This window comes from Zunongwangia profunda SM-A87, from assembly GCF_000023465.1.
In the GTDB taxonomy this organism is placed as follows: Bacteria; Bacteroidota; Bacteroidia; order Flavobacteriales; family Flavobacteriaceae; genus Zunongwangia; species Zunongwangia profunda.
The window spans coordinates 1,452,655-1,465,611 of record NC_014041.1 but is presented as its reverse complement, the minus strand read 5'-3'; the positions used below and the strand labels follow the sequence as shown (position 1 = coordinate 1,465,611).

11 protein-coding genes are annotated in these 12,957 nt (G+C 36.1%); 4 read left to right on the top strand and 7 right to left on the bottom strand.

Features of this window, described 5'->3' with window-relative positions; all coding sequences use genetic code 11:
• The first annotated feature begins 31 nt into the window (after positions 1-31).
• On the top strand, positions 32-946 hold the full coding sequence (locus tag ZPR_RS06495) for a helix-turn-helix domain-containing protein (protein ID WP_041578742.1): 915 nt from the start codon (positions 32-34) through the stop codon (positions 944-946).
• A gap of 246 nt (positions 947-1,192) precedes the next feature.
• On the opposite strand, the gene ZPR_RS06490 is transcribed toward ZPR_RS06495, so the two are convergent.
• The 7 genes from ZPR_RS06490 to ZPR_RS06460 all read right to left on the bottom strand — a co-directional run bounded on the left by ZPR_RS06490 (position 1,193) and on the right by ZPR_RS06460 (position 9,317).
• Positions 1,193-1,942: a succinate dehydrogenase/fumarate reductase iron-sulfur subunit gene (locus tag ZPR_RS06490; RefSeq protein WP_013070848.1), complete on the bottom strand. Its 750-nt coding sequence runs from the start codon at positions 1,940-1,942 to the stop codon at positions 1,193-1,195.
• 6 nt (positions 1,943-1,948) lie between these two features.
• Entirely contained in the window at positions 1,949-3,865 is a 1,917-nt protein-coding gene (locus ZPR_RS06485) for a fumarate reductase/succinate dehydrogenase flavoprotein subunit (RefSeq protein WP_013070847.1), read from the bottom strand.
• A gap of 11 nt (positions 3,866-3,876) precedes the next feature.
• Positions 3,877-4,548, bottom strand: a complete 672-nt coding sequence (locus ZPR_RS06480) for a succinate dehydrogenase cytochrome b subunit (protein ID WP_013070846.1) — start codon at positions 4,546-4,548, stop codon at positions 3,877-3,879.
• An 8-nt stretch (positions 4,549-4,556) separates the two neighbouring features.
• The gene (locus ZPR_RS06475; RefSeq protein ID WP_148211665.1) at positions 4,557-5,711 is read right to left on the bottom strand and encodes a porin; all 1,155 of its coding nucleotides are present in this window, start codon (positions 5,709-5,711) and stop codon (positions 4,557-4,559) included.
• A 316-nt stretch (positions 5,712-6,027) separates the two neighbouring features.
• Positions 6,028-7,656, bottom strand: a complete 1,629-nt coding sequence (gene pckA / locus ZPR_RS06470; protein ID WP_013070844.1) for a phosphoenolpyruvate carboxykinase (ATP) — start codon at positions 7,654-7,656, stop codon at positions 6,028-6,030.
• 90 nt (positions 7,657-7,746) lie between these two features.
• Positions 7,747-8,529, bottom strand: a complete 783-nt coding sequence (locus ZPR_RS06465; RefSeq protein ID WP_013070843.1) for a universal stress protein — start codon at positions 8,527-8,529, stop codon at positions 7,747-7,749.
• A 44-nt stretch (positions 8,530-8,573) separates the two neighbouring features.
• Positions 8,574-9,317, bottom strand: coding sequence for an energy transducer TonB (locus tag ZPR_RS06460; protein ID WP_041578740.1), 744 nt, complete (start codon positions 9,315-9,317; stop codon positions 8,574-8,576).
• A 469-nt stretch (positions 9,318-9,786) separates the two neighbouring features.
• On the opposite strand from ZPR_RS06460, the gene ZPR_RS06455 reads away from it, so the two are divergent.
• The 3 genes from ZPR_RS06455 to ZPR_RS06445 all read left to right on the top strand — a co-directional run bounded on the left by ZPR_RS06455 (position 9,787) and on the right by ZPR_RS06445 (position 12,743).
• Positions 9,787-11,373, top strand: coding sequence for an aspartate:alanine exchanger family transporter (locus ZPR_RS06455; RefSeq protein ID WP_041579705.1), 1,587 nt, complete (start codon positions 9,787-9,789; stop codon positions 11,371-11,373).
• A gap of 252 nt (positions 11,374-11,625) precedes the next feature.
• Complete coding sequence (locus ZPR_RS06450) at positions 11,626-12,177, top strand: hypothetical protein (RefSeq protein ID WP_013070839.1); 552 nt, start codon at positions 11,626-11,628, stop codon at positions 12,175-12,177.
• Positions 12,174-12,743 carry a hypothetical protein gene (locus ZPR_RS06445; protein WP_013070838.1) on the top strand — a complete coding sequence of 190 codons (570 nt, stop codon included), beginning with the start codon at positions 12,174-12,176 and terminating at the stop codon, positions 12,741-12,743. Before ZPR_RS06450 ends, ZPR_RS06445 begins: the two co-directional genes overlap by 4 nt.
• Positions 12,744-12,957 lie beyond the last annotated feature (214 nt).

Genomic DNA, 12,957 nt, shown 5'->3' with positions numbered 1-12,957 from the left:
TTGTAATGTACTTTTTAGTAAATTAGGAGCTATGGAAAAGACGTTTCGCTTCAACTCAATTGCTGAATTTCATACGTTTTGCAATTTGCCTGCTGCCGAGCATCCGCTAATCAGTTTGATTGATTATAGTAAGGTGAGCTATCCGGTAAATGAAACCCAATGGCAATGGATTCAGGAGTTTTATTCGATAGGATTGAAGCGAAATGTCAATGCTCGATTCAATTATGGGCAACAATCTTATGATTTTAATTCAGGAGTACTCACTTTTGTATCACCCCTACAGTTTCTTAAGATTGAAATGAATCCTGAAGTAGAAGTAGAAGCTACCGGTTGGCTTTTACTCATTCATCCTGATTTTTTATTTGGTACCGATTTAGCTAAAAAAATAAAGTCGTACGATTTCTTTCATTATGCGGCAAATGAAGCACTTTTTTTATCAGAAAAAGAAGAAGAGGTGATTGTTGATTTATTGAAAAATATTCAACGGGAATACCAGTCCAATATCGACCGATTTAGTCAAGAGCTTATTATATCACAGTTATTGCAATTACTGATCTATGCAGAGCGTTTTTATGAGCGCCAATTTTTTACCCGTAAAAAAACGAATATGGAGTTGGTGGAGCAGTTTGAACAGGTCTTATCAAACTATTTCAATAACGGAAAGGCATTACAAAATGGGATTCCATCGGTAACCCATATAGCAGATCAGCTGCATATCTCTGCCAATTATTTGGGTAGTGTTTTGCGGATGTATACTAAGCAAAATACACAACAACATATTCAGCATAGATTAATCGAATACGCCAAAGAAAAACTATCTACAACTCATCTTTCTGTTAGTGAAATAGCTTACGAATTAGGTTTTGAGCATCCTCAATCCTTTAGTAAATTATTCAAGAATAAAACAAATCAATCTCCATTGGAATTTAGACAATCCTTCAATTAATGACGAGGTTTTATATAAGGTGATCTTTCAAACGACTATATTAAATGAAGCGACAAGACCAAAATTTCCTGAGCAATATTTAAGTTTCGTCCAAATGAATTGGAATGTATAGAATACTTAGAATCTAAAAATAATTACAAGAATATCGATTAGCGAATTAATTAATTCATCAAAGAGACAAAAAATGTCTAATTACGTATTTACGATTAAATCAGTTTAATCAACAGGCCCAAATCCTGCGATCAATTACTTTTCTTTCAAAAGACTAGCCTTATTATACTCGTAATTCATGCGCGCTATATTTAGTACTGAAATATTTTCCGGACACTCTACCTGACAGGCTTCGGTATTAGAACAATGACCAAAAAACTCTTTTTCCATTTGTTCTACCATTTTTTTTATACGCAAATGAGTTTCCTTTTGACCCTGCGGAAGCAATTCCAACTGAGTTATTTTTGCACTAGTAAATAGGGCAGCGCTAGCGTTTTTACAACTCGCTACACAAGCGCCACAACCGATACAGGCGGCAGCATCGAATGCAGCCTCTGCTTCTTCATTAGATATTGGGATACTGTTGGCTTCCGGAGCCTGCCCGGTATCCACAGAAATATAGCCCCCAGAGGCAATGATACGGTCGAACGCTGAACGATCTATTTTAAGGTCGCGTACTATCGGGAAAGATTTGGCCCTAAATGGTTCAATATAGATCGTGTCTCCATCTTTAAAAGACCTCATATGTAGCTGGCAGGTAGTAGTATTTTTTAATGGGCCGTGGGCAATTCCATTAATCATCATCCCACACTGTCCGCAAATACCTTCACGACAATCATGATCGAACTCTACCGGATATTCTCCTTGTTTGATCAGCTTCATATTAAGCGTGTCTAACATTTCCAAAAAAGACATTTCCTGGCTAACATGATCTAAAGTATAGGTTTGAAAGCCTCCTTTACTTTGATTGTCTTTTTGTCGCCATATTTGTAGATTGATTTTCATAGCTTACTATTTATAACTTCTTAGGGTTGGTTGTACAAATTCAAAAACTAGAGCTTCTTTATGTAATTTGGGATTTGAAGGTTCCTTATTCCATTCCCAGGCAGCAACATAGCTAAAATGTTCATCGTCACGTTTCGCTTCGCCATCTTCGGTTTGATATTCTTCCCTAAAATGTGCTCCGCAAGATTCCTCGCGATGTAATGCATCAATACACATTAATTCGGCCAATTCCATATAATCTGCTACGCGACCAGCTTTTTCCAGCTCACTATTTACTTCATTGATATCACCGGGTACCAGTAGGTTGGTTTTAAATTCTTCCCGTAGTTTACGGATGTTTACAATCGCTTTTTCCAGTCCTTGTTTAGAGCGGGAGAGTCCGCATTTATCATAAAGTTCGCGCCCCAGTTCTTTATGAAATTCTTCTGCCGTTTTTGTTCCTTTAATAGTTAAAAAATCTTGTAGTTGTTTCCTGGATTTTTGTTCAGCAACTTCAAATGCCGGATCTCGGATGTCTGTTTTTGGGACGTTTATTTCCCCTGCCAAATAATTAGCCAGCGTATATGGTAAAATAAAATAACCATCTACACATGCTTGTAATAGAGAATTAGCCCCAAGTCTATTCGAGCCATGGTCTGAAAAATTAGCCTCTCCAATAGCAAAGAGTCCTGGGATAGATGTCATTAACTCATAATCTACCCAAAGTCCACCCATCGAAAAATGGGCGGAGGGGGATATTTTCATGGGCTCTTTATAAGCATCTATACCTGTAATTTTATGGTACATGTCAAAAAGATTTCCATAGCGCTCTTTAATGACTTCTTTTCCGTATTCTTTTAAAGCCCTGGAAAAATCAAGATACACTGCATTTTTTAGTGTGCCCACACCTTTAGAGGCATCGATTTGTTCTTTAGCAGCACGAGATGCAATATCTCTTGGGGCCAGATTTCCAAAAGAGGGATATTTTCGTTCCAAATAATAATCCCTTTCTTCTTCTGGAATCGCATTGGGATGTCGACTTTCATCTTTATCTATTGGTACCCAAATACGTCCGTCGTTTCTTAAGGATTCAGACATTAGCGTAAGCTTAGACTGATATTCGCCACTTTGCGGGAGTGAAGTAGGATGGATTTGAGTCCAGCTGGGATTTGCCATTAATGCACCTTTTTTATGCGCCCTCCAAATGGCAGAAGCATTACAGCCCATAGCAAGGGTAGAGAGGTAGTAAATTTTACCAAAACCCCCGGTAGCCAGTACCACGCAGTGAGCACCATGACGTTCAATCTCTCCGGTATCTAAATTTCTTGCAATAATACCTTTTGCTTTGCCCTCAATGATGACAAGGTCCAAGAGTTCATGCCTGGCAAATAATTTTACTTTTCCTGTATGTACCTGGCGCATTAATGCCTGATAGGCGCCTAAAAGTAATTGTTGTCCTGTTTGACCACGTGCGTAGAATGTTCGGGATACCTGCACACCACCAAAAGAGCGGTTACGTAAGTATCCTCCGTACTCGCGGCCAAAAGGAACTCCCTGCGCCACGGCCTGATCGATTAGGCTGGTAGAGCATTCTGCCAATCGATAGGTATTCGCTTCACGGGAACGAAAATCTCCTCCTTTTAAGGTATCATAGAACATTCGGTAAACGCTATCACCGTCGTTTTTATAGTTTTTAGCAGCATTAACACCGCCCTGCGCTGCTACAGAATGTGCCCTGCGTGGCGTGTCCTGAAAACAAAAGCTTTTAACATTATATCCCATTTCAGCTAAGGAAGCCGCTGCAGAAGCACCGGCCAGACCGGTACCCACGACAATAACTTCTAATTTTTTACGATTGTTGGGATTAACCAGTTTCGCATTCTTTTTATAATTCTGCCATTTTTTTTCTAAAGGGCCGTCCGGTATTTTTGTTTGAAGTGACATTTCTAAAGTAATTAGGATTTACAATAAATGGTGATAGGAATGATGAGGTATCCCAGAGTAATGACGATGGCAAAAACAAGACTTAGTATTTTTATTAGCCTGCTATAAAAGGAATGATAAACCCCAAGACTGCGGTGGGCACTAAAAACGCCATGTAATAAATGGAACCCAAGAGCCAGAAAAGCCAGGCTATAAAGCAACACATACCACAGCTCACCAAAGGCAGTTACCACAAGGCTATATAGATCTTTATATCCATTTTCATCAAAAGGCAGTTGTCCTCCATATTTATAAGCATACCAAAAATCTTTAAAATGAATGACAAGAAAAAGGAATATTATAATCCCTAAAAACATCATATTTCTAGAATACCATGTACTCGCCCTGGATCGTCTATTGTATTGAAGACGGGGACCATTAGCCTTTTTCGACTTTATACGTAGATAAATAGCATCGATCGTATGGGCCAGGATGCAGCCATAGAGTACATACGCAATAATTTCAACAAGTATATTCGTAGATAGGAAATTGCTGTACCAGTTATATTGTAACCGCGCCTGTTCTTCTGGTAACAATAGTTGCAAGTTTCCCAATAAATGTATGATCAGGAAAAAAGACAGAAAGAGACCTGTTAAGGCCATTAAATTTTTTCTTGTTAAGGTATTTTTGAAGTAAACAATCATAATTGAAATTATTTAAAAGCAATTTGGTATTGAATTAAAATTTTGGAACCGTCGTATTGCCTACTGCCGGGGATATTGGTTTGATAATCACTAATAACACCTACTAAAGATAATTTAGAACTGTAATCGCCTACATAAACCAAACTCAGCATAGGAATATGTTCACGTAGAATACGTCCGCTTTTCTGAATATTTTCATCCAGATACTCTTCTCGAAAACTAAATTCCAGCGCTTGCAACCATGAGTTATTTACGGCATATTTTAAGTGAAACAAAACGTACATTCCTTGTGATCGGTAATTTTTAAGTGGCTCGTTAACCTCCTGATTTGCTTTTTCAAATTCCAGAAAATTTGTGCCATTTTTATATTCAGTATGCATATCCAACTTCCAGTTTTTGTTAAAAAAATAGCTCAATTTAGCATCAATTCCATAGGCATTGGCATGCCTATTCTCATAGTTGGCAACTGCGCCGTTGATGCCTAGTTGTAGGTACGGCAAGGGAAAATATTCAAAACGAAGTGCGTAATTTTCCGTATTCGGCTTATTGTGGAAATTGTTTTTTATCCTACCGTTATAGGCGGTAAAATAATAATATACAGGTATTTTTTGTGGTAATAAATTGCCGTAAACTGCAGCTCCTATCTGGAAACTTTGCCAGGTGTTTTGACCAAATAAACTATACTGGTTAGACCATTTATAAGAATTGTTCAATTGAAAGGGATAAGAGTCTTCCAAACCAAAATAGGGCCTGAACTGTCCTAATCTTAAATTAAAATAATCGTTACCCGCATAATTTATAAAGGCATTTTCTAAAATTCGGTTAGTGAGATTTTCATATTTAAAATCTGCCAAATTCACCAGGATAGCACCAGAAAACCTGTTATTAATTTTAAACGATGTAGACAGGCGAACATATTGCATTTCGAATGAGCGCCGTACGATTTTTTGATTTTCATCATCATTAGCAATATGGTGTAAGCCGGTATAGTCCAAATTTTCTGTAAGAGATACACTATAGCGTCCTACAATCAACGATTGCAAATTAATAGCGCTATTTGCAAGACCTTGTTTTTGAATGATTTCCTGGGGGTAGCAAGCTGTTGTATATACAAGAAGTGATAGCACGAGCAAGATTGAATGAACACATAATTGGCTCAGCATAATAAGTGATTTTAGTTTTTATAATGGCTTATCAAAGTGCGAAAAACTACAATTGTGAGCATTATTTAATAAGGATAACGTTTTTGTGTAAAAAATTGTTTTTACAAAATCATAAAACAGAAATAGTTGAGGTATGTAGCTGCCTGTTACTTTCAAATATCCGTAGTCATATGTTTGAGATTACTATTTGTTTTGACCTTTTTCAGCAGTTTTCTTAATCAGAATTTCAAAACTTTATATATGGATTTTATAGGTTAAAAAGAAGACCGAGGTTAAAATGACCTCGATCTTCTCCAACAAAAAACCAATAAGAACCTTACAAATCTGATGGTATTTTATGATGCTCATCAATTAGTGGGCCTCCTTCCATAATTTCCTGACTTGCTTTTGCAGCAAATTTCTCAAAGTTTAAATGGAAGGAATGTGCTAATTGAATTGACTTTTGAATATACGTTCCTTTTTGAAGCCATGTATTGATAGGGTTCAGCATTTCAGAAGGTACCCCGGCACAATATTTTGGCATGGATAATCCAAATATTGGGTGTGTTTCATAATCCACATCAGCTAGATGTCCATTCAATATCTCACTGATCATTCGTCTGGTGTATTTTAATTTTATTCTTGATCCAACCCCGTAAGGTCCGCCACTCCATCCGGTATTTATTAACCAAACATTTACGTTAGCTTCCCGCATTTTTTTGCTTAACATTTCAGCATAAACTGTGGGATGTAAAGGCATAAAAGGTTCTCCAAAGCATGCAGAGAAAGAGGGGACAGGTTCAGTTATTCCGGCTTCGGTACCCGCTACTTTCGCAGTATATCCTGAAATAAAATGGTAAGCTGCCTGTCCCGGGCTAAGTTTAGAAACGGGAGGAAGAACACCAAAGGCATCACAGGTTAAAAAGAATATGTTTGAAGGATTCTCGCCATAAGAATTTTCCTGAATATTTTCTATATGTTCTATAGGATAACTCACCCTGGTATTTTGAGTAATACTACTATCCAGAAAATCTACTTCCCCGTTTTCATCAAAGACAACATTTTCTAATAATGCCCCCGGTTTAATAGCTCTAAAAATGTCTGGTTCGTTTTCTTCGGTTAGGCCGATTACTTTGGCATAACAGCCTCCTTCAAAATTAAAGATTACATTGTCTGGTGTCCAGCCATGCTCATCGTCACCTATTAATTTTCGCTCGGGATCGGCAGAAAGGGTAGTCTTTCCTGTACCGGATAATCCAAAGAATATTGCGGTATCACCATCTTGCCCCACGTTAGCAGAGCAGTGCATAGGCAATACATTTTTCTCTTTAGGAAAAATTAAATTCAAGGCAGAGAAAATTCCTTTTTTCATTTCTCCGGTGTAAGCAGATCCACCAATTAAGGCTACTTTTTTAGTAAAATTAAGAATACTGAAGTTTTCTGCTCGCAGGCCATATTTTGTAGGAGATTCTTCTAAATAACCCGGCACACAAAGTACTAGCCATTCTTCTTCAAATTGTTCCAATTCTTCCTCGCTTAGTCGTAAAAACATATTTTTTACGAAAAAATTGGACCATGGATATTCAGTAATTGTCCTTACATTCATTCGGTATTCCGGAGATGCACAAACATAGCCGTCATGGATATAAATTTCTTTACCTTCCAGATAATCGGTTACACGATTATAAAGCTTATCGAAATTTTCAGGAGAGATGGGTTTATTTATTTTTCCCCACCATACATTTTTAGTGTACTCGTCCTGAACCAAAAATCGATCCTGAGGAGATCTACCAGTAAACTTACCGGTATTTACCGCTAGAGTTCCGTTTTGGGTTTGTCTTCCCATTCCTTTTTTTAAGGTTATTTCTTGTAGTTCTTCACCGCTAAGGTTCCACTGTACCTTATTGTTTTTTAATCCGTATTTTGTAAGGTCCTGTGTTTTTGGATAATCTAAAAAATTACTCATGGTTATGAAATTATATGTGAGACATGTAAAACGATCAGATAAATTATATCAATTATGAAATAAAAAGTAATATGGCATATTAATAACGCCTTAATCTAAAATCAATAAAGGCTTTTCGCTATATATGGTCAGGATGTTAGTTAATTTGCCTTGTGAGGCCTTATCTTTTGCCAAATGCGTTTTAGGCATTATGGCAAGCATATCAATATGCTGTTTTTCCAGGTATTGATTAATACCTTCTACGATATCTTCATTGGCGATAAAGGTATGATGGGAATAGAACATCTCTAAAAAGTACTCTATGGTTTTTTCATTGAATTCATCATATTCAGAATCTCCCATCATCTTTTTATCCCTGCCAATGGTTAATAAATTCACCTTTGCATTAAAACGTCTTGCGATTTCCAGCAAGGTAAAAAGTACATTTCTATCTGGAATTTTTTCTTCTCCAGTGGTTAATACGATGTTTCGCAAATTAAAACCCTGTGATTTCTCGGGGATCACCAGTACCGGCATATCTACCTCTCTAATAAATTTAGAGGTATTGGAGGTCATATCTTTTCTGAATACTTCTGTGCCTCTGGTTCCTACAATTACTAAATCAATTTGTAATTCTTGGCGCAGCGCTAAAGCCAGGGTAGTTAATCTTCCGCGTTTTACTAATGGTTCTATTTCTGGATATTCGGGTTTATCATATTCATTAATGATACTTTTTAATTTTTTATAAGCATCGTCTTCATTGGTATGCTCGTCTATCAAATGCAACAGATATATCTTTAATATTGGTTTTTCATGCATCGCAAATTCAACTGAATATTTAAGAGCGTTTTCAGAAGCTTTGGAAAAGTCGAATGGGATAAGTAAGGTTTTCATAATTAAAAGGTTTAAGATGGATTGTGTTAGCGTTACTTAGCTAATTAATTGTGATCTCTAAAATCAAACACTATAGGAAGTGAGTATGAAATTCTCACAGGTCTATTCCTTTGCATACCAGGGGTCATTTGGGGTAAACTTTTAATTACCCGTTCAGCTTCTTGTTCCAACAAAATATGCGGAGCTCTAGATTTAATTTCTGATACTTTACCAAATTCGTCTATTTTGAATAAGACAATGATTCGATTTATACCAGAAACACCGGCTTCGGTGCCTATTTCAGTATTAAAATTTGTCCTTACAAATTCATCTATTTTTTGGATCATACATTGTTTTCGTGCTTCATTATCCTTTAAATCTTCGCAACCCGGATAGATAGGAACTTCTTCGACAAAAACAAATGGTACCTGCTCGATTTCTTCTTCCACCTCACTTCCTGAAATATCTGAAACTTCAGCAATAACATTAATCTTGATATCCTGATTACTTTCTGTAGAGGCGATTTCATCTTCTTCAATATCTATATCATTTTCGACCAAATCTATAATTTCAGGAACCTCTGGCGCAGGGGGTGGAGGTGGGGGAGGCGGAGTATTCATTTGGGTTACCGGTATTTCTAAAATTCTTTCTTCTTCCACTTCCATAATAAAATTATCCTGGCTGGTAACATTATAGGTTCGCATCTCGATCATAAAGTAAACAGAGGATAGCACTATGATTAGCCCAATTTGAAAAAAAATCAAACTTCCTCTATTAAGGTCAGCTTTTGGATTTTTCTTGGTTTTCATGGCATTTGGCTTAAATATTAACACTCAGTGATTATTTTCTAAGGAAAAATTTCCTTTAAATAATTTCCTGCCTATCGCACCCATTTTTAAAATATTAAAAAATCAAACTTTAATATTTCGTTATTTTCCATAATAAAGGTATGAATTGTCCTGAGTGAAAAAACTGATAAATATCAGCTTATACGGTCAATTTTTTATTTTGAGCTTATTTTAGAAGCAGTTGTTTTTAAAATGTATTTCTATTGAATCCCGGGATCGATAATTACTGGGATTACCGGTTTGTTTCTAACCAAAATAGAATCATTAAAATATCAAATAGCTATCGGGATAGGGATGCCTGGAATTAGAAAAAAAATAATAAATATTTTCTGGACATTCTTTGAAGTACTTTCCTTCAAAACCTGATAATTATCAACTTAAAAGCGCAGGCGTTGTTTTAATTTTAATCTGAACTTTAATGCGTTTAAAAATGGAATTTTTAAATAATAGTTATTTGATACTCTTTTTGATTATCTGTTTAGGTTTTATGCTAGGGAATCTAAAGGTGAAAGGCATTTCATTAGATATTTCTGCAATTATTTTTGTGGCCTTAATATTTGGACATTTAGGCGCTACGCTACCCGATATTTTAGAAAAAATAGGGCTTATTTTATTCATTTATACTATTGGTCTCCAGGCAGGACCTGGTTTTTTTGAGGCATTTAAAGACCAGGGGAAAAACCTTATAGTTATAGCGGTTGTCGTTGTGCTTTCTGCAACCTTGCTTACGTATATTGCTATCCTAATATTTGATATCGATAAGCCAATTGCTATTGGCTTACTTTCCGGTGCCTTAACCAGTACCCCCGGATTAGCTGCGGGAATAGATGTTACCAAATCTAATTTGGTCTCTATAGGGTATGGAATAGCATATCCATTGGGAGTTATTCTCGTTATCATTTTTGTAAGGCTCTATCCCCAATTATTTAAATTGAATATTGATGATCTGGAAAAAGAATACAAACAAAAAATGACCGCTCATCAAAAACCTATATTTACTCGTAATTTTATTGTAGAAAATAATAGTGCCATAGGAATGAGCATAGAGCAGCTTGGTGTTAGAGAAATGACTAAAGGTATTATTTCCAGAGTTAAACATAACGACCATGTTTTTACCCCAACACCACAAACCGTATTACATAAAAACGATTTACTTAAAGCTGTGGGAACAGAAGATGCATTAAAACGAATAGGGCTTTTAATTGGTAGTACTACAGATGAAGAACTTTATTTTAACGAAGAATATGTAGTACAGTCTTTTTTAATTACCAAACCCCAGGTGATCAATAAAAATCTTACACAGTTAAATTTAAGAGCTAAATACGATGCTACGATCACGCGATTAAGACGTAGTGGGATCGAACTTTCTGCCAGTCCCCGTACAAAATTGCAAATGGGGGACAAGATTACGCTGGTTTGTGCAAAAAATCATATCCAAAATATCTCTGAAATTTTAGGGGATGATAATACGAACTTATCAGATACCGATTTTTTTCCTATCGCTACAGGGATTGTCCTAGGAATACTAATTGGTCAAATCTCCCTAAATTTTGGGGCTTCTTTCCAGTTTAGTCTTGGGTTAACAGGAGGGATACTAATTGTAGCCATGCTATTGGGCCGACTAGGAAAAACAGGGCCGGTTTTATGGAGTATGAGTGGAACGGCGAATAATCTTTTGCGACAACTAGGACTAATGCTTTTTTTAGCTTCCGTAGGAACTAAAGCCGGTGCTACATTTGTGGAAACTTTCAATCAGTATGGGATTAACCTATTTATTGTGGGAGCAGTTGTTACGTTTTTTCCAATGCTTTTAGCCACTATAGTCGCCCGAATATTTTTAAAATTAAATATATTATCGATGTTGGGCACGCTTACAGGGGCGATGACCAGTACACCGGGACTTGCGGCCACAGACTCGCTTACAAAAAGCAATGCCCCCGCGGTGGCATATGCTACTGTGTACCCAATTGCTATGGTATTGCTTATCTTATGTATACAACTGTTAGGGCGTTTATAAAAATCGTATGCTGAAGTGATTTTTATCTTTTAGCTGTAAAACAGATATTTGTCAGTGCATAATCCTGGTTGTTTTTAGAAAGAAAAATATTCATTTTAGATTTGCTATTATAAACCAGCCATTTGACGCAACTAATGAAGCGAAAAAGCATCTACAATGTAAGGCCTTTAAAATGAATGCTTAGCAAGCATGATCTAATCCAGGTGAATAATGACCTTATTTTGGCAATAAATATTAAATCTTCTAAAAATTATGAAAAGCAAAATCTATACAGTCGTTATTGTACTGACACTTATCGGTACCCTATTCTATGCTTGTGATTCAGATGATTTAAACTACCAAAGCGAGTTTAGAACGAGTAAAAAGATCTGGTTGGATTTTAAAGAATCTTCCGGGAATTCCTACCAATATACAGTAGAGCATGGCTCTTGGGTTGGTTTTAATTGGGAAACGACAATAATAGTAGAAGAAGGAGAAATAATACAACGACATTTTGATTATACGGCTACAGCAGGTCTATCTGAAGATATCCCGGAGAGTGAACTTCAATGGACTGAAACAAAATCGGAAATTGGAGTTCATCAGAATGGAGCCGATCCCATCACTCTTGAAGAAGTATACAATAAAGCAGCACAGGAATGGCTTATAGCCAGGGACAACGCAACAACCTATTTCGAATATGAAAACAACGGCTTAATTTCTACCTGCGGTTATGTTGAAGATCATTGTGTTGATGACTGTTTTACAGGAATCATAATAAATAGTATTGAGCCTATTGAACTGAAAACAACAAAAACACAATGAAAGCCTTAAAAATATTAAGTCTGGTTGCTTTGATCATGTTCTCATACTGTGATCCACCTATCCATAAACAACCCGAATTTATTAGCTACAATTTATATTTGAACTTTCAGGATTCTTCAGGAAATGATTTAGTAAATGGAATTGAAATCAATAATTCTTTAGATATTTCGAAAGACTCATACGCCTTAGATATTATTATTTCTGAGCCATGTTGGAATTGGGATAATGATAGTTATAGTGCTCCTGCCAAACCTGGCTTTGAACCAGATGTTAACAGCCCAAAATTAGGCATTTCAAAATATAACGGTTATTCTTATTTGACCAATCAGTTTGGTTTACCTTTAGAGGATTGTCCTACACAGGAAATACTTACTTATAAGATAAAATGTCCTTATATATTTGGTGATGATACAGTACATGAACTAATTACCTATTGGGATATTCCAAAGGGCAAAAGAAATCCATCCGCTAAGTGCTACCGAATAGCGTTTGAGGGTAATGAGATAACACCAAGCCCTATGGATAATTATGATTATGTTTATACAGCGGCTATAACGATGGAATAGCATTATTTTTGTCTTTATAAAACTAAATATAATTATGCAGGTTCAACAATAATCATTGCAAATATAGAATTATGAACAATAGTGTTCTTCTATTCCAATGATGAAAAACATTATACTTACTATTGAACATTCAAAGTGTTAGAAGCCGTACGCATTGAAAGGTGATAACGATAAATAGAATTAGCTGAGATCTGGATTTATGAAAAATTTAAAA